Origin of the sequence: Streptomyces fumanus (assembly GCF_014655295.1) — a bacterium.
Lineage (GTDB): Bacteria > Actinomycetota > Actinomycetes > Streptomycetales > Streptomycetaceae > Streptomyces > Streptomyces fumanus.
In genome coordinates, this window is record NZ_BNBI01000005.1 from 89,692 (window position 1) to 111,103 (window position 21,412).

Annotated in this window: 13 protein-coding genes, 2 pseudogenes and 1 CRISPR repeat array; of the genes and pseudogenes, 5 read left to right on the forward strand and 10 right to left on the reverse strand. The window is 69.6% G+C overall.

From position 1 onward, the window contains the following. Nucleotides 1-72: 72 nt before the first annotated feature. Nucleotides 73-1,296, forward strand: a complete 1,224-nt coding sequence (locus tag IE316_RS12200) for an ISL3 family transposase (protein WP_229910387.1) — start codon at nucleotides 73-75, stop codon at nucleotides 1,294-1,296. On the opposite strand, the gene IE316_RS12205 is transcribed toward IE316_RS12200, so the two are convergent. After that, nucleotides 1,211-1,813 (reverse strand): hypothetical protein, encoded by a 603-nt coding sequence (locus tag IE316_RS12205; protein ID WP_229910357.1) that lies wholly within the window; start codon nucleotides 1,811-1,813, stop codon nucleotides 1,211-1,213. The two genes, IE316_RS12200 and IE316_RS12205, sit on opposite strands and share 86 nt — an antisense overlap. 32 nt (nucleotides 1,814-1,845) lie before the next feature. Then, nucleotides 1,846-3,330: a NucA/NucB deoxyribonuclease domain-containing protein gene (locus IE316_RS12210; protein WP_190204277.1), complete on the reverse strand. Its 1,485-nt coding sequence runs from the start codon at nucleotides 3,328-3,330 to the stop codon at nucleotides 1,846-1,848. A 450-nt stretch (nucleotides 3,331-3,780) separates the two neighbouring features. On the opposite strand from IE316_RS12210, the pseudogene IE316_RS36385 reads away from it, so the two are divergent. After that, nucleotides 3,781-3,861: pseudogene (locus tag IE316_RS36385) on the forward strand (DUF5655 domain-containing protein); the annotation flags it as partial. A gap of 103 nt (nucleotides 3,862-3,964) precedes the next feature. Further along, a pseudogene (locus IE316_RS12215) lies at nucleotides 3,965-4,613 on the forward strand (transposase domain-containing protein); the annotation flags it as partial. Between the two features lie 1,057 nt (nucleotides 4,614-5,670). Then, nucleotides 5,671-7,046: direct repeats of the CRISPR family, unit length 29 nt; unit sequence GTCCTTCCCGCCGACGCGGGGGTGGTCCG. Between the two features lie 42 nt (nucleotides 7,047-7,088). Here IE316_RS12215 and IE316_RS12220 read toward each other — a convergent pair. The 7 genes from IE316_RS12220 to IE316_RS12250 all read right to left on the reverse strand — a co-directional run bounded on the left by IE316_RS12220 (nucleotide 7,089) and on the right by IE316_RS12250 (nucleotide 15,890). Then, on the reverse strand, nucleotides 7,089-8,459 hold the full coding sequence (locus tag IE316_RS12220) for an SPDY domain-containing protein (protein WP_190204278.1): 1,371 nt from the start codon (nucleotides 8,457-8,459) through the stop codon (nucleotides 7,089-7,091). A gap of 63 nt (nucleotides 8,460-8,522) precedes the next feature. Next, entirely contained in the window at nucleotides 8,523-9,650 is a 1,128-nt protein-coding gene (locus IE316_RS12225; protein ID WP_190204279.1) for a DnaB-like helicase N-terminal domain-containing protein, read from the reverse strand. Beyond that, the gene (locus tag IE316_RS12230) at nucleotides 9,650-10,921 is read right to left on the reverse strand and encodes a DNA cytosine methyltransferase (protein WP_190204280.1); all 1,272 of its coding nucleotides are present in this window, start codon (nucleotides 10,919-10,921) and stop codon (nucleotides 9,650-9,652) included. Before IE316_RS12230 ends, IE316_RS12225 begins: the two co-directional genes overlap by 1 nt. Continuing rightward, complete coding sequence (locus tag IE316_RS12235; RefSeq protein ID WP_190204631.1) at nucleotides 10,918-11,793, reverse strand: adenine nucleotide alpha hydrolase family protein; 876 nt, start codon at nucleotides 11,791-11,793, stop codon at nucleotides 10,918-10,920. Before IE316_RS12235 ends, IE316_RS12230 begins: the two co-directional genes overlap by 4 nt. 88 nt (nucleotides 11,794-11,881) lie before the next feature. Beyond that, on the reverse strand, nucleotides 11,882-12,715 hold the full coding sequence (locus IE316_RS12240) for a hypothetical protein (RefSeq protein WP_190204281.1): 834 nt from the start codon (nucleotides 12,713-12,715) through the stop codon (nucleotides 11,882-11,884). An 84-nt stretch (nucleotides 12,716-12,799) separates the two neighbouring features. After that, nucleotides 12,800-13,129 (reverse strand): hypothetical protein, encoded by a 330-nt coding sequence (locus tag IE316_RS12245; protein WP_190204282.1) that lies wholly within the window; start codon nucleotides 13,127-13,129, stop codon nucleotides 12,800-12,802. Between the two features lie 631 nt (nucleotides 13,130-13,760). After that, nucleotides 13,761-15,890, reverse strand: coding sequence for an MMPL family transporter (locus tag IE316_RS12250; protein WP_190204283.1), 2,130 nt, complete (start codon nucleotides 15,888-15,890; stop codon nucleotides 13,761-13,763). A 357-nt stretch (nucleotides 15,891-16,247) separates the two neighbouring features. On the opposite strand from IE316_RS12250, the gene IE316_RS12255 reads away from it, so the two are divergent. Both IE316_RS12255 and IE316_RS12260 read left to right on the forward strand, forming a co-directional pair. Further along, complete coding sequence (locus IE316_RS12255) at nucleotides 16,248-16,970, forward strand: response regulator transcription factor (protein WP_229910358.1); 723 nt, start codon at nucleotides 16,248-16,250, stop codon at nucleotides 16,968-16,970. Beyond that, complete coding sequence (locus IE316_RS12260; protein WP_190204285.1) at nucleotides 16,967-18,475, forward strand: sensor histidine kinase; 1,509 nt, start codon at nucleotides 16,967-16,969, stop codon at nucleotides 18,473-18,475. Before IE316_RS12255 ends, IE316_RS12260 begins: the two co-directional genes overlap by 4 nt. A 948-nt stretch (nucleotides 18,476-19,423) precedes the next feature. Here the strand turns inward: IE316_RS12260 and IE316_RS12265 are convergent. Continuing rightward, nucleotides 19,424-21,259: a DUF2207 domain-containing protein gene (locus IE316_RS12265; RefSeq protein ID WP_190204286.1), complete on the reverse strand. Its 1,836-nt coding sequence runs from the start codon at nucleotides 21,257-21,259 to the stop codon at nucleotides 19,424-19,426. Nucleotides 21,260-21,412: the final 153 nt, after the last annotated feature.

Sequence of the window (21,412 nt, forward strand, 5' to 3'; positions counted from 1 at the left end):
CCCGGTGCACGAGCACAGCGCGAATCGCCCCGTCTGGAGGGCCCGCTGCTACCGTCCATCGCGGACGTGTCGGTGCTGTCGCTGGACGTAAGTCACGAGGCAATACGCATCGACGTCTGTAGTACGGCGGCCGGGGCGGCATGCCCGGACCGTGGGAGCGCGTCGGCCCGGTTGCACAGCTCTTACCTGCGGTTTCCTGCGGACGTTCCGAGTGGGGAACGTCTGATGGTCCTCCCAGTGCGAGTCCGGCGGTTCTTCTGTCCGGAGTCTTCGTGTGCTCGGCGGACGTTCGCTGAGCAGATGCCGGGGCCGACTCGGCGGCACAGCAGGTGGACGGAGCGGTTACCGGCGACTCTCGCCGCGGTGGGACTTGCCCTCGCTGGCTGGCCCGGCGCCCGGATGCAGGCATTCGGGGTGGCCATCAGCCGCAGCGCGGTGTTGCGTCTGCTCAATGCTTCGCCCGAAACCGATGTCCCGGCCCGGCGGGTGGTGGGTGTTGGTGAGTACGCCACACGCGAAGGACGGGTCTACGGCACCGTGCTCGTTGACGTCGAGACCTGTCGGCCAGTCGATATGCGGCCTGACCGGGAAGCGTCCAGCCTGGCCGCATGGCTGGTGAAGCGTCCCGGGATCGAGATCGTCTGCCGGGACCGCGCGCCGTTCTTCGCGCTAGGCGCCACGGCCGGGGCACCCCAGGCGACGCAGGTCGCCGACCGCTGGCATCTGTGGCACAACCTCGGGGAGGCCGCTGAGCGGGCTGTCGCCCGCCACCGCCAGTGCCTTTGCGTTCTGGTTCCCGACCGCGAGGGGAAGGTCGATGAACCGGCGCCGTCCGAAGAGAAGGCTGACTCCCATGGCGGAGGGAGTGGTTCGACGGTGCGTCGGCGCCGTGTGCGGCAGCGCCCCTCAGAGACCAGGCGGCGGTACATGACCTGGTGCAGTGAACCTTCATCGGCGCGTACCCGTTCACGATCTCCCGCGCCCGGTCCACTACAGACGGCCACCGCATCCGCTCACGCGCCATATCGGTACTTGTACCCTTTCCCGCGCGGCCGCCCCACGACACGGAGGGATCTCTCCCCTCGGCTGTCGCGGGGGAAGACGTGTCGTCGTCCGGGATGGCTTTGCCCGCACAGGTTGACTTGCAGGCGTACAGCGTCCTTCGGTTGCGGCGGCTCAGCCGCCCCAACCGAAGGACGCGGGACAAGAGTCAGGAGTACTCGCCGCGTTGTGCCCGGCGCAGGATGTCGCGTTCCCGGCCGACCCGGATGTCGAGTGAGTCCTCGCGGTCGATGACGATGGTGTCATCGGCCGGCTGATCCCGTACCTGAGCGCCGTAGGCGTCTGTCGCTCTGAGCAGGGACGCGTCCTGGTGTGCGGCGGGCCAGCTCTGGATCAGGTACGACTCCACGACTTCGTCCACCGTGGTGTGGTCGACGGCCCTGTCCCTGCCACGCGCGTGGACGCGCAGACGGTAGGAGCCGGGACCCTGGGAGGCCAGCGAGGGCAGATCCGCGGGATCGTCCATGAAGGGCGTCACGAGCAGCTCCCCGGAGAGCGAATGGCAGGAGATCTCAGCGATCTCTTCCCAGCCTCGGGCAGGGGCGGGCCGCCGAGTGTGCGACTCGACGGTGACCCGGACGTCTCCGGTGTGGATCCCGGTGGCCACCTCGATGGCTCCGCCGTCGGCGGACACCAGGCCGGTGCGGCTGGTGTCGAGGTCGTCGGCCACAGGTCCTTGCGGGTCTGTGATCTGGAAGAGGTGGTACTCGGCGTGCACCAGGGCTGTGCCGGTACGGGCTGGCTCGTTCACGGTGGCCTCGTCTGGTGGCATCTGGCTGGGGTCTACCTGATCCATACCAGGAACCGGTCGCCTTCCAGGACGCGGCTGTAGGTGTAGAAGCCCTTGAGAGCCTTGCCTGCATCAGTGTTCTGTCCGGCATCGACCATGCGGCGGCTGAACTTGCCGCTGCCGTACTTCGCGCCCTGCCAGGTGCTGGCGAAGGCGTACTCGTCACAGGACTTGCCCGGCGGGCGCTGCAGGCTCGACGGGCACGCCTTCTCCCGGTTCTCCGTGATCTTCTTGCGGTCGGTGAGCCGTGTCAGGTAGTCCGTCGTACCGTACTTGCCGGGCAGACCGGTGGCCTGGGCGTCTTTGATGTGCTCAGCTACCTCCGGCCACGGCCCGGTCAAGCTGTAGCTGATCACCGGCACAGCCGCGACGTTCACGCAGCCGACTTGGCGAGGAGCGCCAGGCAGTGCATTGTCGCAGCGGACATCCACGGTGGCGAGCTTGGTGGGCTCGGAGGGCGCCGCCCACTGAGAATTGGTGAACGTCCACTTCGCGACGCTCCGGCCCGTTCCTCGCTGCTTACTGGCAGCCGTGTTGATAGTGGTATCGATGAAGAACTGCCCGTAGGACTCGGAGGTCTTGGAGATCGTCTGTGACGGGAAGCTCTTGTTGACGACCTTGCACTTGCCGATACACGAGGCGCTCCCTGACACCTTGGTGCCATTTACCCCCCGCCCCCATCGCTTCGTCTCCAGCAGTTTCACCTGGTAGGCCCACGTCTTGCTGTCACGGGCCGAGAAGGAGTAGCCGATGACTATGTAGGTGATGCCGCCCACTGTGCGGCCCGTGCGCACATCGATGACATTCAACCCACTGCGCCAGATGCCACAGCCGCGCAGGCGCTCGATGTACCACGTGGAGTCCACTCCGGCGTCGATGCACCACTTGGGCTCCTTCCACGGTGTGCGCTTGGCCGCCTCGGCCGCGGCAGCCGACTCGTCGGCCGGTGCAGTCGACGCCGCCTCTTCGGCCCCATCCTGCGTCGTGTCCTGCGATCCTGCCTGTCCGGCGTCCGGTATGTCGGCCAGGACAGCCGCCTCGGCCGCAGAGGTGTCGACAGCAGTTTCGAGTTGCGACAGAGCAGCCCGTTCGTCAGTGCTGAGCTCGATGGCCGGCTCCAGGGACGACCCGCAGGCCGCGAACTGTGCCCAGGGAGTCCCGGCAACATCTTCCACTTGCTTGTCGCAGGCGGCCCTCTGCCCGGCAGCCAGCCCTACGTGCTCTCCGTCCTCTGCGATTTCCGGTGCCACCTCCCGTTCCTTGACCGTACTGTCCGCGCCCAGAACCAGTTCTTCCTCCGACGGTGCGGCATCCGGGTCTTCGTCAGTTTCTCCCGGCTCCAGTGACGCATCGTCAGCGAGGGCATCGGTAGGGGGCACACCCATGGTCAGCGAAGTGTCCATCCCCGTGTCCGGCTCGCCTGCCGCCTGCGCAACGCCCAGATGGCTGCCCAGCAGCCCCAGCGTCACAGCACCCACTGCCAGTAGCATTTTCGGTCTCAAGTTGTAGCCCCCTGTTTGGTCAGCACAGCGCGAACCCACCACTCGCGTGGCATGTCCGCGCCGGGTCGACCCGATCAAAGCACAGGGCAGTGACAGAGGCGTGAGGGAATAGCCCTCCACCGCAAGTAACAGGCCATCTGCTGGGCTGTTCAGGTCTGAACCGTTGAGTGGATAACGAGCTGGTGCGTGATAGCGGGTGAGGCGTCGGGCCGGGCAGGTGACAGGATCCGGGTGTGACGATCACGGGCACCAACTCGTTAGATGCTCAGTGGCCGGTGCGGGCATCTATGTTCGCGTTCGTCGAGAGTTCCCCACTCCGTCTTCACAAGTGTCAGCTCGTGCTGTAGTCCACGCGCCAGGTCTAGCGTGCGAATTACGAGGACAAGCCCCAAGTTGGCTGGTCGTCGCGTCGGGGCCCTTCTCCTCGTGCTCTGTATCGCCGGCGACTTCACCCGCTACGACGTGCATGCCGTGTGCGAGCACCGGCGCTCGATCGACCAATGCCGCAAAGTTAAGGCCCCGATGGCAATGTCAAGGGGTTCGTGAGATGTGGCAGGGCCTCTGCTATCCAGGGGATCGACCAAGATCTTCCTGAGAGAGCAGAGGCCCTGTGGCCCAGTTTGTCACGGGCGGCACGCCTGACGTGTTCGCGCCCGGTCACATCGGCGAGTTAACCCAAGTCATCCCACCGGAGCTGGTAGATGCGGTGGTGGAGGAGACCCGAGCCCGCGAGAAACGATTGCGGAGTCTGCCATCCCGAGTCGGGGTCTACTTCGTCCTGGCTCTCGGCCTGTTCGAGCATCTGGGTGCCCAGCTGGTCTGGGACAAACTCGTAGCAGGGCTGAGCGGCAACGTGCCACGGCCGTCCGAGAAGGCACTTCGTGATCTGCGCCGGGCGGGTGGGCATCGCCCCTCTGCAGCGGCTCTTCGACGTGCTGGCGGGCCCGCTGGCCCAGCCCTCCACCCCTGGAGTGCGCTACCGCCGTTGGCGCACGGTCGCATTCGACGGATGCGGAAGCCTGTCGGTCCCCGACCACGAGCGCAACAGGTCCTGGCTCGGCCGGACGGTACGACGCCATGGCCCGGCGGGTTACCCCCGGCTGATACTGATGACGCTGTGCGAGACAGGCACCCGCGGCCTGATCGCAGCAACCTTCGGCCCCGCCGTCAAAGCCGAGAGCGACTACGCCCGGGAACTGACCGGCCACCTCACCCCGGACATGCTCCTTCTGGCAGACCGCGCATTCGACGGCAACGAGCGCCGAACGCCGGGTCGACTGCCGGAACCCCCGTCGGTGGGACGGACAGGACGAGGGCGTAGACGACGCGGGCGATGCTCGGAACACCCCGGCGTCGGTGGGACAGACGCCCACTCGGCGACGCCGGCCGCCGTGACCTGCGGAACACCCCCGCGTCGGCGGGACGGACTGCTCAAGTCCCAGGCGGGCCCAGTTGTCGTGCGGAACACCCCCGCGTCGGCGGGACGGACCCCCCGCGCACACTACGCGGGGGCCCGGTCGCGGGAACACCCCCGCGTCGGCGGGACGGACGGCGTCGGAGTCACCAACCAGGCCACCACCGGCGGAACATCCCCGCGTCGGCGGGACGGACGGGACGCGGTAGCCGATGGAGAATGCGGCCTGCGGAACACCCCCGCGTCGGCGGGACGGACCAGCCGGGCCCGGAGATCACCCACTGTCCAGCCCGGAACACCCCCGCGTCGGCGGGACGGACCAGATCAGGCTGGACCCGGCGTAGTACGACTGCGGAACACCCCCGCGTCGGCGGGACGGACATGAGGGCCAGCAGGGACGACGCGGACGAGGGCGGAACACCCCCGCGTCGGCGGGACGGACCGTCCGGAGCGGCAGTCGGCGAACAGCTTCTCCGAAACACCCGCGCGTCGGCGGGACGGACAGCAGGGTCCGCATGTCCGTCAGCGACCGGTTCGGAACACCCCCGCGTCGGCGGGACGGACGCCGCACCGGTGTTCCACGAGGTCAACGCCCTCGGAACACCCCCGCGTCGGCGGGACGGACACCATGATCAGGTTGGGGGCGCCGCCCTTGAGCGTAACACCCCCGCGTCGGCGGGACGGACTGAACGAGGGCCGGCTCCCGGCGCGGGCCCGGCGGAACACCCCCGCGTCGGCGGGACGGACACCAGCGCGGTACGAAGGCGTGCCGGGGAACGCGGAACACCCCCGCGTCGGCGGGACGGACATGAGGGCCAGCAGGGACGACGCGGACGAGGGCGGAACACCCCCGCGTCGGCGGGACGGACCGGCCGTCGCGGTCGACGAACAGCCACTGCCCCGTCCTTCCCGCCGACGCGGGGGTGTTCCGGAAGTGGCCCACGTCGTCGCGGTCCTCGCGGAGTCCTTCCCGCCGACGCGGGGGTGGTCCGTCTGGCACTCCACCGCCCGGGCCTTCCGTAGCGTCCTTCCCGCCGACGCGGGGATGGTCCGTCGATCAGCGGCTGGTACCAGAGCGGGATAGCGTCCTTCCCGCCGACGCGGGGGTGGTCCGCAGTGTGATCGGCAGCTTCGGTGCCTGGCGTGGTCCTTCCCGCCGACGCGGGGGTGGTCCGCTGTTGCCGGCCACCGTCATCACGTTGGGGCCGTCCTTCCCGCCGACGCGGGGGTGGTCCGGTCGACCTCCTCGCCTTCCTCGGTCCGGTCTCTCCCCGTCCTTCCCGCCGACGCGGGGGTGGTCCGCCGAAATCCGCACCGCCACGGAGATTGCCGTCGTCCTTCCCGCCGACGCGGGGGTGGTCCGTTCGCCGACTTCCCCGCGATCCTCATGCCTGCGTCCTTCCCGCCGACGCGGGGGTGGTCCGCAGGTGGCTGGCGGGGCGGCTATGGCGGCGGGGTCCTTCCCGCCGACGCGGGGGTGGTCCGGCCGCCGGGGATTCCTCGTCGACGTCGGCGTCGTCCTTCCCGCCGACGCGGGGGTGGTCCGCGTCCTTGAACCCGCCGCCCGCAGCGTCCCCGGTCCTTCCCACCGACGCGGGGGTGGTCCGGCGCCGTCAGGCAGCGCCAGCGGTCAGCGGGTGTCCTTCCCGCCGACGCGGGGGTGGTCCGGTCTCCTCGTCAGTCTTCGGATTGGTCGGGAGGTCCTTCCCGCCGACGCGGGGGTGGTCCGGCACTGACCGTCCGCCAGCCCTATGCGGGGGCGTCCTTCCCGCCGACGCGGGGGTGGTCCGGTAGTCATGCTCACACTCGACCGCGCCTGTCATTCCTTCCCGCCGACGCGGGGGTGGTCCTCGCTCCTGCCTGGCCGCGACCGCGCGTACGTCGTCCTTCCCGCCGACGCGGGGGTGGTCCGGCGCCTACGCGCGCAACGTGGTGCTGCCCAAGGTCCTTCCCGCCGACGCGGGGGTGGTCCGCACGTCACCGTCAGCCACGGCGGCGGCCTCGCGTCCTTCCCGCCGACGCGGGGGTGGTCCGGAGAACGACCACGGCTGCGACGCGGGCCGGTAGTCCTTCCCGCCGACGCGGGGGTGGTCCGACGACACCGATCAGCGTCAGGATCGATCCGACGTCCTTCCCGCCGACGCGGGGGTCGTCCGGAGACCGGGGCCAAGGTGACCGCCCAGGTCCTGTCCTTCCCGCCGACGCGGGGGTGGTCCGCCTGGCGGGAGATCCGCCGCGAGCGCCCCGACGTCCTTCCCGCCGATGCGGGGGTGGTCCGATCACGCGCGACGGAACTGGCCGTTACCAGATAGCCGCGGCGTCACCGCTGTCGGCCGGCCGGGCGCGGGGTGGTGGCGGGAGGAAGGCCGGGCAGGGTGGGCTTGTGCTGGGTGTGAGTGGGGTGTGCCGTGGGTGTCGTGCGGGTGCCGGTGGCGTGGGCGAGGTCTTCGGTCAGGGCGGTCAGGAGCGGGGCGGGGGTGTGGGGGGAGGCGTGGATGGCCCAGGTGGGGCGGTCGATGCTGGGGCCGGCGCAGAGGGTCCAGGCGGCGGAGGTGCTGCGGGGGTAGTTGGCGGCGAAGGCGTCGAACTGGACGCCGGCGTCGTTCTGCGCGGTTTCCCAGCGGAGGTAGCGTCCGTCGGCTGTGTGCTTCCAGCCGACTTCGGCGAGGGGGCGGGTAGCCGTGAGGATGGTCTTCTCGGTGACCGGGCTGCCCACAGCGGTCTCCCAGGCGTCGCCGTGGGCGAGGCTGATCAGGATGGTCTGCAGCAGAGGTCCGGGTGCGGCGCCGGTCAGGGTCAGGTGCCACATGCGCTCGGAGACGGGAGTCTCGTAGGCGGCGAAGGTCCAGGCCGTCTCGCGCGGGTCGGCCTGGTGGACGAGTTCGGCCCGCAGGGTCTGCGACTCGTGGATCAGGTGGGTGCTGGCGTCGGACCAGGTCCGCCACTTGTGCCATTCGTCGTGTTCGCTGGCGAAGGCGTCGAGCACAGCGTCGTGGTCGGCCGGGTCCGCGCGGTAGACCGGTACCGACTCGGTGCGCCCGGCGGCCGGTTCGGTGCCGGTAAGGCCGGGTGAGTGCAGAGGGCTGCGGGCTTCCTCGGCCTGGCGCTCGACGTCGGTGGCGGGAGCGGGACCGGGACGCACTGCTTTCCCGTAGAGGTCTTGGAAGACAGCGATGGCTTCGTTCGTGGTTTCGTACCGTCTGATGACGGTGCGCAGGTGGTTCTCGCCCTCGAGGATGAGGCTGTTGCCGTCACGGTAGGAGCCGACGGCCACGATCGTATCTCCGTCGAGGGCGTGGGCGCGGATGACTAGACGACCGCGGCGGATGTCGTCGTAAATCTTCTGGGCTTCGTCGGAGACCTGGCGGATTTCCTGGCGGGTCAGCCAGGGCAAGGGGTAGTTGGGCCAGGTCCAGTCGTCGTCGATGGCCTCGCGCAGACCGGGGGTGATGGCCACGGTGATGTGCAGGGCGGTCAGGTCCTGGGCGGCGCGTTCGGCCCAGTACGGCTCCTCGCGGTCGATGCGGGCCATGACCAGCGTGTGCTCGGTGACGGGGTCGAAGCCGCGTACGGTCAGGTGGGCGTGGGCGATGTGCCGGTCGGTGCCGGTGACGGTGGCGACGACGGCACTGGGATGGCGGGGGTGGGTGTCGAGGCGGACGTGCGCGTCGATGCGGGAAGGAGTGCTCACGTGGGGTGTGGTCTTTCTGCCGGTGGCCGGTCTGCTGGGGGCCGGCCACCGGCGTGTTCGGGGTCATCGGAGTGTGCGGGCGGTGCTGGTGGTCGGTGGGCCGGTGCGGGGTGAGGGCGCCGGATACGGCTGCGGTGGCGGTGGCGGTGGCGGTGGCGGGGTGGGTGCGCAGGCGTGTTGCCAGCGGGTGCGGACGGCGTCGAGGTCGGCGAGGGCCCGGCGGGCGCCGATGACGAGCTGGAACGGCGTGGTGGCCGGGTCACTGGCGTATGCCTGGATGCGGCGGCCGGTGTGTTGGGCCGTGGCCAGCAGGGAGCGCCGCAGGGTGCGCTGGGCCCAGTGCTCGACGGACACCTGCGGCCCGGACAGGATTTGGAGCACCTTCTCGGGTGGTGTGCCGTGGTCGAGCAGGCCCTGCTGCTGGGCTTCCCACAGGACGGTGACGGGGTCGACCGGTTCCTGGCGGCGGGCCAGAGCGGACAGGCACTGCCACAGCCCGGCGTGCAGCGGGTGCGTGAAGTCGCCGGGGACCAGCCACCTGGTGTGCTCGATGTCTTCGGGACAGGCGGTGGCTGTCGCGAGCAATACCTGGTCTTCCTCGATGGCTTCGGCGAGGCCGGGTGCCGGGGCCGGCGCGGGGACAGGGGTGCGGGGCGGGACGGTGGCGCGCGGTGGGAACCGGGCGGCGACGTCGTCCACGACCGCGGCGAGGGTGTCGGCCTCGGTGAACACGGCCTGGAGCGGGTCCGTGTCCGCGAGGGAGTGCACGGTTGCAGCGAGGCGGGCGGCGGCGGTGTGCAGACGGCGGCGGGCGTGTTCGGCTTCGATCATCCGGGCGTAGGCCGGCGCGTGCTGCGGCCGAGGGCAGACCTGGACGAGGGTGTGCAGGTAGGAGGCGGTCAGCCCGCGGACCTGCTGGCCGGCCGTGGCGAGGACCTGGTCGAGCCATGTGGCGTTCTTCGCGTGCTCGGCCGGGTCGGGAGCGGGCAGGGTGCTGAGCGCGGTGAACACGGCGCGGTGGTCGGCAGTGGAGAACGAGTCAGGGGCGATGCTGGTGATGTCGCCGCAGCGGTGGGGTTCGAGGAGTAGGGCGCCGAGGAGGGCTTGTTCGGCGTGGAAGACCGCTGGCGGTGCCGGGACGGTGCCGGGGTGGTCGGGCTGTTGCTCTGTGGCGGGGGGAGGGAGGGGCATCAGGCTGCCAGGGTGAAGTCGGCGGGGTTGAGGCGGATGCCGAGGTGGGGGGCGAGGAGGTGGCCGGCGAGCAGCGGGGGGACGGCGTTGCCGATCTGGGAGAACTGCTGGCCCTTGTTGCCGGCCCAGGGGTAGTCGGCGGGGAAGGTCTGCAGGATGCCCGCCTCGCGGGCGGTGATCCGGATCGGATCCGGCACCGGCGGCTCCGCCTGGCTGTCGGGCTGGTCGTCGGCGGGCCGGGCGATCCAGGTGCACTCGTTGGCCCGGTGTCCGAAGAACAGCGTCGCGGCGGGCTCGTTCAGCGATCGGACGGTGGCCTTGGCTTGGTTGTTGCTGCGCAGGGACCACACCCAGCGAGGGACCTCGGTCGTGGACGTCGCTGTCGAGGCGTGCGCGGCGCAGTCGCCGCGGTTGGCGTGCCGTGCCGCCTGCCCCGCTGCCTGGCGGCCGGGCTGCGCAGCGGCATGGTCGGGGCGGGGCGTCCAGGTGCCGCGGTCGCGGGCGTCAGACAGCGTCTTGCGGGAGCCGGAGGGGAAGGGTTCGGGGCCGCCGCCCGGTCCGCCGCCGGCGCACACGGTGGGCACGGGACGGTCGGTGGCGCCCCAGCCGAGGGCCTGGGCCATGCTGACCCATCGGGCGCGGCCCGGCCCGAACAGCGACTGCGGCTCGGCTTGCTGGGCGTGGGTGGGTTCGGGCGGCTGGGCGGTGCGGGTGCGGGAGGCGATCAGGATGGCGCGGCGTCTGGTCTGGGGGACGCCGTAGTCGGCGGCGTTGAGGATGCCGGTCCACGCCGAGAATCCCCAGGCGCGCAGGACGGCCGCGTACTGCCGCCACAGCGGGAGCACATCGGGCACCTCCTCCATGACCACCCACTCCGGCTCGCCCACCATGTTCAGGGCGTGCAGGTAGCGCATGGGCTCGGCGGCCAGCAGGGAGCGCTCGTCCCGGCACGCGGAGCGCAGCTTGTCGCGGGTGTCCCGGCCGGCGGCCAGATCGGCGACGGCCTGGTGCACCAGCGGCTGGTCCACCAGGCCCAGGCGCTTGCCGGCCATCGACCACGCCTGGCACGGCGGACTGGCGATCAGCCCACGCGTCCGGCCGGCCCACGGCCACACCGGATACAGCGCCACGTCCGTCCGCAGCGTCAACAGCCCCGCACGGGCACGGGTCTTGCACGCCCACTGGTCCCATTCCAGGCCGACGTCGTATGCGCCCAGGACGGCCAGCGCATGGCTCCAGCCGCCCGGACCCGCGAACAGGTCAAGGATCAACAAGCCAGCCCGAAGCCGTCGCGCGTCGGCTCGGCATCCGCCTCACCGCGGCACGCCCATGGCGAGCATCCGTCCACCACACCGTGCTCCAGCTCCTCCGGATCCACGGCGACGGCCGGTTCGTGCTGGCGGGCGGCCCGTTCGGCGGCGGTGACGTGGTCGATGGGCGCCTGGTCCAGGGGCAGGCGGGAGCGGTGGAGGAACGCCTGACCCAGCAGCGGGTTGCCGCCTGCGTTCGCGCGGGCGTTGCCCTGGCGGATCGCGGCGTCGAACGCGACGACGTCCCGCCATTCCTCCGGGCTGGTGTCCCGGATGGCCCGCCACTGTGCGTTGCCGTGGAAGGGGCAGCCCAGGCAGGCGGATTTCGGAGTGTCGGCGAAGCCGAGGGACGACAGGTAGCGGACGCAGTCGCTGCGGGACCAGCCCAGGTCGATGAGGGGATGACGGTTGCGCATGTAGCGGACGTCGGCGTCCTTGGCGCGGTGGAACTCATCGGTGGATATGCCGACCCACTGCTCCACGAAGACACCCTTCGGGACGCGCTGCGGGTAGGGGTAGCCGAGGAGGTTCCGGACTTGTCGTTCAATCGGTTTGATCTTGTATTCGCCGGTGCACTGGCGTCGGGTCATGCCCGGCTTGCCGTCCGGGTTGAGGATGTACAGGGGCATGGACGCGAAGCGGTGCTCGGGATCCAGGGCGTCTTGCCGGATGTTGCCGGCGGAGACGCGCAGGACCGGTATGCCGGCGGGAGTGGCTATCTCCCGCTCCAGCCGGTCGAGGTGGTCGTAGACGGCCTTCGGTTCCCAGCCGGTGTCGGCGAAGATCGCGTAATCGGCCTTGGGGAGATGGCCGTTGGCGGAGAGGGCGAGCATGGCGCTGGACTGCACGCCGGTGCCGAGGGAGATGCAGACGAGTGCGGGTGATGCGGTAATCGGGGACGTCCTTGCGTGAGAGGTGATGTCAGCGGCGGGCGCGGGTGGCGGGGGCCGGTGAGGCAACGGGGCGGGGCGCGGGCACCGGGGTGGGCAAGGGGGTGACGATGAGCGTGCTGAGGACGGCCAGGCCCAGGGGGGTCAGGCGGACGCGGTCGTGTGGTGTCCCTCTGGGGGTGGAGGGGAACGCGGAATCGGGGTCGCGGTCGACCAGGCCCTGGGCGTCGAGGTGGCGCAGCACGTCGGTGCCGGCCGCCACGGTGCGGTCGTGGCTGGTGCGTTCGTAACGACCGGTGACGACGACGTGGCCGCGGGCGACGTGGAGCAAGGCGTCGCGCTGGGCCCTGTCCGTGCCGGGGACGGTGGTACGGGCGCGAGCTGCGGCGGGCAGCCGGCCGGCGATGTGTGTGGCGGACTCGACGATGGCCGGTGCGGCGAGCGCGGTCAGTTCGCGGGACAGCCGGACTGACCGGCCGAACGCCCGGCGTGGATCGGGGGGTGCGCCGGGCGCCAGATCGGGGGGTGCAGCCTGCTGGGCGGAGGCGAGGTAGCGGGTGGCGCTGCTGGTCAGGTAGGCGATCTGCTGGAGGCGGACCACGGCGCTGAGCACCGGCTCGATGCGGGGAGGCCGCTGCTGGCGCACTGTCCTGACGCAGGCCAGGGACCTGTGCTCCAGAAGAGGGGCGGACGACACATAGGCATCTGGGTCGGCGGGGGCAAGGCAGGAGAGCAGCAGGTCGATGCGGTCGTTGTGCCGGGTGTAAAGGCCGGCCAGCGCCAGGAGTTGCTCTACGGGCGGCCGTGGCATCGGCACGTCCACGTCGAACAAGGGGGTGCCGTCGGGGGCAGGTGGTGTTGTCATCGGTGGCTGGTCTCGGAAGCGGGGCCCGGCGGTGATGGGTGTTCTGTTGGCTGGCCGGCACCGGTACAGCGAGACGGGAGCGTCTCAGTGCCGGGCGGCGAGGAGCGGAGCCGGTGTGGACGGGATGGGCCAGAGCTGCGGCCGGCGTTTGGGATCAACCGGTTCGTCTTGCAGTGCGCCGCCCCGGCCGTCGCCGTGCTGTTCCAGGTACCAGTCCACCAGCACGTGCAGGGGAAGCATCAGCAGTTCGCCGTTGTCCGGCCGGCCGCTGGCGAGCCAGAACGCGTAATCCCTGGCCACAGCGCCCATACCGTGTGCCTGGAAGAACTGGCGCATGCGGTGGTGGCCCTCCCGGCTGCCCGGGTCGCGCTGGAGGATCTCCTCCAGCAGAGGCCACGGTCCCTCGTACGGCATCGTCGATGCGGTAAGCAGCGATGCGGGATTTGATGCGGATTCACCCGGCGATTGCAACGTTAGGCCGCCGCACCGCACCGGACTGGGCCCTTCGAGGTCCCAGGGCCGTTTACCCCATGGAACTCTCATGAGAGGCGCAGTGGTTATCGGTCAGGACGTACGGGGAAGAGCGCTAAAGCCGTGAAAGGAGATGGTGGACAGCCCGCTGGTGCGCGACTGCTCCTGGCCGACGACGGGCCGTCGGTCCGGGATTCCGCCGGCCGCTACCTCAGATTCGTTGGGTACAAGGTGCGCACTGGGGGTACCGGACACATGGGCGGTAACTCCCTGCCTTCGCGTAACGCGTATGGAAGGCGTGATCTCGAAAAGGTGCCTCGCCCGGGGGTTATGACCGGGCTTTGGTAGCCCGGCGACCTGCAGGGGAGGGAATCAGCCGGAGCGGAGGGCGTCACCGGCCCGAATAATCCGGGCCATCGGCAAAGGGACTTCGGGCCACGACGACATCGTGGCCCAAAGTCCCGTACGCCCGCTCTGCGCCGACCGCCCGGACAGGTCGGCAACGACCAGTTGCCTCATCCGCTCGGCTGCGGATCCCGGCTTGGTCCCGGCAGACGCCTACCCCGAGTTCGAGCTAGCGAAGAGGGTTCAGCAGCGTGATCGTTTCGTTGTCACCCAGCCCTTGCCTCTGCCCGCTCAGGTGCTGCTGCTCCTGGGCCTTGAACCGGCGCTCCAGAGCGGCGCCTTCCACATCGAGGTTTGGGACGATGCGCCCCAGCGGGCGGGGCAGCCACCATGCCTTGTCCCTGAAAACTGCCATCGCAGCCGGGATGAGCAGCATGCGCACGATGAAGGCGTCGAAGAACACACCGGCGGCCAGGCCGAGACCGATGCCCTTGGTGCTGCCACTGCTGGTGATGGCGCTGCCCAGGAAGACGCTCAGCATGATCATCGCGGCGGAGGTGACGACCCGCGCTCCCTTGGCGAAGCCGCGCTGCATCGACTCGACCGCGCTGTGGCCAGCGGTGTACTCCTCACGCATGCGGCTGACCAGGAAGATCTGGTAGTCCATGGCCAGACCGAACATCACTGCGACCAGCAGCAGCGGCACGAAGCTGATGACGGGGCCGGCCTCGATACCGAGCAGAGAGCCCAGCCAGCCCCACTGAAGGATGCCGACGATGAGGCCGATGGTCGCGCCGATGGACAACAGGAAGCCGGCGGCGGCCTTCAGCGCGAGGACCACCGATCGGAAGACCATGGTGAGCAGGAGCACCGCCAAGCCGATCACCAGCAGGCAGTAGAGGGGCAGGGCATCACTCAACTTCTGTGAGACATCGACGCTGACAGCCGTCTTGCCCGTGACACCGATCGTCGTCCCGTCGTCCTGGGAGAGGGTGGCGCTGACCTGCCGGATGTCCTTCAGAAGGTCTTTGGTCTGTTCGGACTCGGGGCCGGCGGCGGGAGTCACGCTCACCACGGCCGCTGTGCCGTCCTGGTTGGCCCGGGGCGGGGTGACCGAGACGACCCCGTTCATGCGGTCTACCTGTGAGACCAGTTCCCGGGCAGCGGAAATGGCGGTGTCGTCGCTTCCCTGTACCAGGACGACCAAGGGGCTGTCGTGGCCCGGTCCGAATGCCCCATCGACGATCTTCTGGGCGCTGGCGGTGCCGGCTTGGGGCTCGTTCAGTCCTGTCTTGAGGGAGAGGACCGGTACCGACAGGGCTCCGAGCCCCACGATGACGATGAGCAGGGCCGGGATGCGCAAACGAGTGATCGACCGGGCCCAGCGCAGTCCCAGGGCCGACTGATCGGTGCCGCGGGGGGAGCGGCGCCTCAGGAAGGGAATGACGGAGGTCTTGATCTTCGCACCCCGGAATCCGAGGCAGGCGGGTACCAGGGTGAGGGAGATCAGGACGGACATGGTGACGGTGAAGGCCGCCGCCAGGCCCATGACGGTGACGAAGGGGATCCGTGCCACGGCGAGCCCGGCCAGAGCAACGATCACGGTGGCACCGGCGATGACGACGGCGTTGCCGGCCGTGCCCACCGCTCGTCCGGCGGACTCCTCGGGGTCCATGCCGCGCAGCACCTGCTGCTGGTGCCGGCTCATGATGAACAAGGCGTAGTCCACGCCGACGGCGAGGCCGAGCATCGAGGACAGGGTCATGGCGGTGCTGTGCATGTCCAGGAAGCCGGTCGAGGCGAGGACCGCGCAGGTACCCAGGCCCACGGCTGCCATGGCCGTGCAGATCGGGATGATCGCCGTGCGTACGGAGCGGAAGACGAAGAGGAGCACGAGCAGCGTCACCAGGAGCGTGCCGGCCTGGGAAGCCGGGTTCTCCTCCTGGGCCGGCACTGCCGCCCCGGCCAGTTCCACGTTCAGTCCACTGCCGCGTCCTTTGCCCGCGAGGGCGCTGAGGTCGCTGAGTGTCGCCGTCGGGATGTCGGAGGCCGACTCGGCGTCGAAGGTGATAGTGGTGATGCCGACCGTCGCGTCCGGCGAGATGGTCAGCGTGTCCCGTGACGGAGCGGTCGCGGAGCCGACACCTGGGAGGCCGTCGGCCTCCTGGGTGATGTCCTCGATCGTCTGCTTGGCCGGCTCCGCGGTGACCTTTCCACCGTTCTTGGTCTGGAAGACGATGGTCCCGGTTGCCTGCTCCGTGCCACCGGGGAACGCCCTCGCCATGGCCTCGGTGGTCTTCTGCGATTGCGATCCGGGTATTTTCAGCCCCGGGGTGAATCCCTTCACGAGGAAGATCATGGCACCCACGGAAGCGAGGAGGATCGCAATCCAGCCCGTGACCACGATCCACCGTCGCCTATAGGAGAATTTCCCTAGGCGATAAAGAAATGTCGACATGACGAAGCTCCTGAGTTAAACGCTTCCGGGCAGTGCCGTCTCCTGCGTGAGAATCGTGTGCTGGGTCACGAAGATGCAGTGAGCGGCTGTGAGGGCGGCTATGTGGCCTCGCCCAGCGATCACAACGTTAGGCCGTACACAGCGCCGGCCAGGGACTTAAGCGGCCTGGGAGCCGCTTCTCCCATGAAACTCATATGGAAGCCGCGGTCGCCGTCCGGCAGGATGTACAGGGAAAGCGACACAGCGTGGAGGAGTACGTTGACAGTGGTACCGAGGACCAACAGCGAGGGAACTCCCTCTGGTACGCGACTGCTCCTGGTCGACGACGAACCGTCGATTCTGGACTCCGTCGGCCGCTACCTCAGCTTTGTCGGGTACCACGTGCGGACGGCCGCCACCGGACGCGAGGCGCTCAACGCGGCACGAGACTTCCTTCCGGAACTCATCCTCCTCGACATCATGCTGCCCGACGCGGACGGCCTTGAGGTGCTGCGGCGCATCCGCTCCGACGAGTTGCCCGTCGCCGTCATCTTCCTGACGGCGCGGGACAGCCGCAGGGACGTCGTAGCCGGCCTCACCGCCGGCGGTGACGACTACATCACCAAGCCGTTCGGGCTCGACGAGGTGACCGCACGCGTCGAAGCCGTCCTCCGCAGGACGCGCCAGAACCGGCCCGACCCCGTGCTGCGCGTCGCCGACCTGGAGCTGGACACGGTCGGCCTGCAGGTCCAGCGGGCGGGTAAGCCCCTGCACCTGTCTCCCACCGAATTCCGGCTGCTGCGCTACCTGATGCTCCACCACGACCGCGTGCTGACCCGCGCGCAGTTGCTCGAACACGTGTGGTCGTACGGCTTCGGCGGTGACGCGGGAGTGGTCGCCAACTACATCAGCTACCTGCGCCGGAAGGTGGACGCCGAGGGCCCACAGCTCATCCACACACAGCGCGGGATCGGTTACGCCCTGCGCACACCCGCCTCATGACTGCGCTGCGACGCGGAGCGGCAAAGCCCACCGAACTTCAGCAAAAGCGCTGGCCCGCCCGACTCTGGGCCATGTGGCGCGGGGCCCGGTTGAGCATCCGTCTGACTCTCCTCCTTTTGACGGTGGTCTCCACAACGCTGTCCGTGACCGCTGAGCTGATCACCAACACGATGCAGCGTGAGGCGAACAAGCCGATCGACTCTGAGTTGGTCACGACTCTCGACACATTGCAACTACTGCGGCTCAGACAGCCTGCGGCCTTCAAGGGCGTGACCGACGCGGATGGAAGCCTTGTGGGCGAACGCGGGAGCCAACTGTTTTTCGGAACGCCGCCGTCCGCAACCGGAGTCCTCGACCTACCCGACCGACTGCCCCCGGATGACGAGCCGGTGTCCGTCGGAGGAGAAGACGACGGCGAAGACGCCAGCCGCTTCGCGCACTATCGGCTGCTGGTGCGAACGATAGGGCCCGGCACCACGGTGGTCGTTGCCCGCGATCTCCATGAGAACGACGCGTCGAGCCGCCGCGTGCGCGCCATCGTGCTCATCGTCCAGATGTCCTCCCTGGTCGTGATCGCGCTACTCAGCGCTCTGATCGTGTACCGGGAGCTTCGCCCCTTGGAGCGCGTAGCCATCACTGCCGACCGCATCGCCGCTGGTGACTTCGATCTGCGCTTGCGCACGCGGTCACCGAGCCACACCGCTCCGTCAAGCGAGGTAGGACGCCTGTCCACGGCCCTGGACCGGATGCTCGACGAAATCCAGGCATCGTTCGAAGCACGCGACCGCTCAGAGGAACGCCTTCGCCAGTTCGTCGCGGACGCCTCACACGAGCTGCGTACCCCTTTGCAGTCCATCCGCGGCTACGGCGAGCTGTACCAGAAGGGAGTGCTGACCAACACCCCAGACGTCGACCAAGCCATCGACCGCATGCTGTCCGAGGTGGCTCGCATGACGAAACTCGTCGACGAACTGCTCGCCCTAGCCCGACTCGACGAACTCCAGGAAGCCGATCTCGATCCCGTCGACTTCAGTCGCGTAGTCTCCGACTCCTGCCGCGACGCCTCCGCCGTCGAACCACATCGGCCCCGACGAGACCTCGTCACCAGCGGCATCACCGTTTCGGGCGACGAAGCCCAACTGCGACGCCTGGTTGCCAACCTTCTGGCGAACGTGCGCGCCCACACTCCGCCGGACGCAGCCTGCCTGGTCGAGCTCATTCAGGTTGGAGACCAGGCCGTCCTGCGCGTCCTCGACAAAGGACCCGGCATCCCGGCCGACGCGCTCCCCCATGTCTTCGACCGGTTCTACAGGGCGGACGCCAGTCGCACGCGCTCGACAGGTGGCAGCGGCCTGGGCTTGGCCCTGTGCGCCGCTATCGTTCACGCCCATAACGGACGCATCACAGTGGACAGCACAGAGGGCGAAGGCACCAGCGTGGAGATCTGTCTGCCCCGCGTCCCAACGGAAAGCACGGACGACGGATCAGTGCCTCAGAACCCATAGAAGGCGACAAAGCACGTTTTACGGCAGCACCACGGCGGGGGAGTTCAGCCCCACGAGGCAGCGTGTGACGCAAGCTCGCCAGCTAGGGTCCGTCGTCAAACAGGTTTGGCTTAGAGCAGGAACGAGGTGAGAGAGACCGCTGCTTCCCGCACCGCTCACGGGTCGAACTGGCCAAGGAGTTCACCCGAACGAAGAAGGCTCACTCCTAGCCGAGCCGGATGCCGAGTGCGTTCTGTCTGCGGGATCGCTGGAGCGGCAACCGGCGCGACAGCCTGGACACGTTGGGCCTGCCATCCGATCGTGCGCCGACCCGGGAGCTCACCCAGGAACCGGACTGGCTGCGAGGCGCCCCGGATCGCCTGGGTGGCCCGGAACGGGGCCGATGCCGGATGGACGGTGACCGATGTGAAGGGCTGGCTGCACCTGCGCGGCGAGGCGGCCCGGGTCCGTCGTGGCTCGGGTCTGCTGGCCGGTGCGGAGACGCTCCGTCCCGGGCTGCCGCGCCCGACACGGAGGCCCTGCCCGAGGTGGCCGGCGTGGACGGCGTCGAGGACGACGCGGTGGCCGAAGCCCGCGCGGAGGTCCAGCAGCGGCTGATGGTTGGCGGCACCTTGCTGATCACCGTGGCGGTCGGCGCCGTGGGTCGGGAGACCGCAGAGCAGCTCTACGGCGCCGACCTGGTGCGCCGCGCGTGCTGCAGATGGCTTCGCGAGCTGCGACTCGAGCGCTTCCACCCGTGCCCGCGCCGCGGCTCCGGCCCTCGGGGCACTCGCTGGAGCTCCTGGGCCACCGACGCAGGCGGCGGGACACGGGCCCGAAGGCGTACGCCGCGGTGCTCTCGGCCATCGAGGTCGGCGCGCCGGTCGGGGGCCTGCTCGTCGGGTTGTCGCCGCAGCCGCATGACGTCACCGTGATGGCGGCCGGCAGCACTCCGCGTCTGTGGGAGCGTCACCAGGAGCCACCGCCCCCGCCACCAGCCCCGTCACCGACCGAGGACCCGTCTCCACCAGGGTTCGACGTGAAGGACGCGGACGACGTACCCGGAACGGACACCCGGGACGTACTGGAGGTGACCGCGTGGACGACCGCCAGCCAGAGAAGCGGCGTGAGCAGCGAGGATCCGCTCCGGTACGCGGCCGGTACGAGCGGGACGCTGGTCGCCCGCTCCACCGCCGCGGACCAGCGTTCCGCCTCACCGAGCGAGACGGCCCAGGCGGTGTACAGGTCGAGGACGCCCGCATCGGCGGCGGCCCGCACCTCCGCTTCCTGCGCTGCGGCGAGGTACCGGCGGAAGCCTTCGACGCGCAGCCACAAGGCGTTGCCTTCCGCGGTACGTGTGAACACCTCCTCCGACGCACCGGTCAGCATCAGCCCTGCGCCCGCGAGGGCTGCCGCGGCCGGGAGCAGCACCGGCCACGCACTCCACGGACGGCCCGCGCCGATCCCCGCGACGACCACACCGATCAGCCCGACCAGGAGGAGAACTGTCGCCGCGCTGCTCAGCTTGGAGCTGAGGGCCGCCGACCGGCGGTCGACCAGGCCGCTCTCGTGGGACCACCGGTTCATGACGAGGCCGATCCGGTCCCACCCCTCCGTGAAGCGCCGGTCGTAGGAGACGCCGAGGGTCACCGCGTTCCGTCCGGCGAACATCCGGTCCAGCACCTCCCGTACGTCTTCGTCGTCACGGGTCACTTCCTGCCGTGATGTGCCGCGGGTCAGGGTGGGGTGGGACTCGTTGTCGTCCAGCGCGAGGTGGCCGTCCTGGGCGGCGGTCAGCAACCAGGCGGTGCGGTAGCGGGGATTGACGCTGTTCAGCAGGTATCCGCCTTGTGCGGGGGTGAGTTGTGCGGGCGGGGCGGAGGTATCGGGGGCAAGGGCGGCGAGACGGGTGACATCCACACGACGGGTGGAGTCGCCGACGCTCGCGGTGGAGGAGGTCGGGTCGTTCTTCCAAAGCGGCTCCCGTCCCGCCAGCCGCTGCGACCACTCGGCCAGGAATCCACCGAGGAGTACGGTGCCGGCCGTCAGGAACAACACCTGGAGGAGACCCGGCCGACCGTGTCCCCGAACGGCTCCGGTCGGCTCGGCGGGCGCGGGGGGCACCGTGGCCAGGGCAGCGCCGGAGGCGGCGGAAACGGTGACCCCGTGGCGGGCGTCGAGGTGGTCGAACGTCGCGGCGAGGTGTCCCGGCCGGGGCCGATCGATGTCGCACGCCGTACGGGACGCCCGCCGTCCGCTGACACAGCCCGGGGCGTCGAAGGCGTGGGCGCCGGTCACATGCAGTTCTACGTCGTCGAGTGGAACGTCCCAGCCGGTGCCGACCGCGTTCCAGGCGAGCTTTCCGCCTGGCGCGACGTCCGGGAGGCGGTAGACGACGCGGTATCGGTGCGAGCCGCTGACCGTGCGATCGGGATCGCCGATACGGATGCGGGTCTCGCCGCCGTTCCCGCCGTAAGGCACCACCTCGTGGAAGACGGGCTTGCCGTCCATGGTGACCGCCACTTCGACGTCCTCGGCGTCTTCGGCGTCCAGCCCCGGGACGTCGCGGTAGATGCCATGGCGGGAATCGGTGCCGAAGTCGTAGTCGATGACCTCGGTGACGCGGGCGGAACCGTCCCGCGCCAACTGCGCCTGCACCCACAGCCGGGCGACGCTCTCGGAACTGGCCAGCCCCGCGCACATCGCGGCCGCGATACCCAGGACCGCCGCCAGAACGAACAGAAGGCCCACACGCCATCTGCGTCTGCGGCGCACCTCCTGTGCTTCGGTCACGGCTGTGCTCATGATGCCCCCACCCCTTGCCCCGGTCTCACATGGCCGAACGTCGGCTCACTGAGGCCACAGGCTAACCCCCAACCGGTCGGGCAACGGGAGCAGTTGCGGCGCCCCCGAGCTCTCCGACCAAGCTCCGCGTCGGCTCCCGCACTCCACCCGCTG

Bases quoted from the DNA above. Each gene is read 5' to 3' on its own strand.
- IE316_RS12250 (WP_190204283.1), bottom strand. From the start codon at position 15,890: ATGATCTTCCTCGTGAAGGGATTCACCCCGGGGCTGAAAATACCCGGA.
- IE316_RS12245 (WP_190204282.1), bottom strand. From the start codon at position 13,129: ATGCCGTACGAGGGACCGTGGCCTCTGCTGGAGGAGATCCTCCAGCGC.
- IE316_RS12240 (WP_190204281.1), bottom strand. From the start codon at position 12,715: ATGACAACACCACCTGCCCCCGACGGCACCCCCTTGTTCGACGTGGAC.
- IE316_RS12235 (WP_190204631.1), bottom strand. From the start codon at position 11,793: ATGCTCGCCCTCTCCGCCAACGGCCATCTCCCCAAGGCCGATTACGCG.
- IE316_RS12265 (WP_190204286.1), bottom strand. From the start codon at position 21,259: ATGAGCACAGCCGTGACCGAAGCACAGGAGGTGCGCCGCAGACGCAGA.
- IE316_RS12260 (WP_190204285.1), top strand. From the start codon at position 16,967: ATGACTGCGCTGCGACGCGGAGCGGCAAAGCCCACCGAACTTCAGCAA.
- IE316_RS12225 (WP_190204279.1), bottom strand. From the start codon at position 9,650: ATGCCCCTCCCTCCCCCCGCCACAGAGCAACAGCCCGACCACCCCGGC.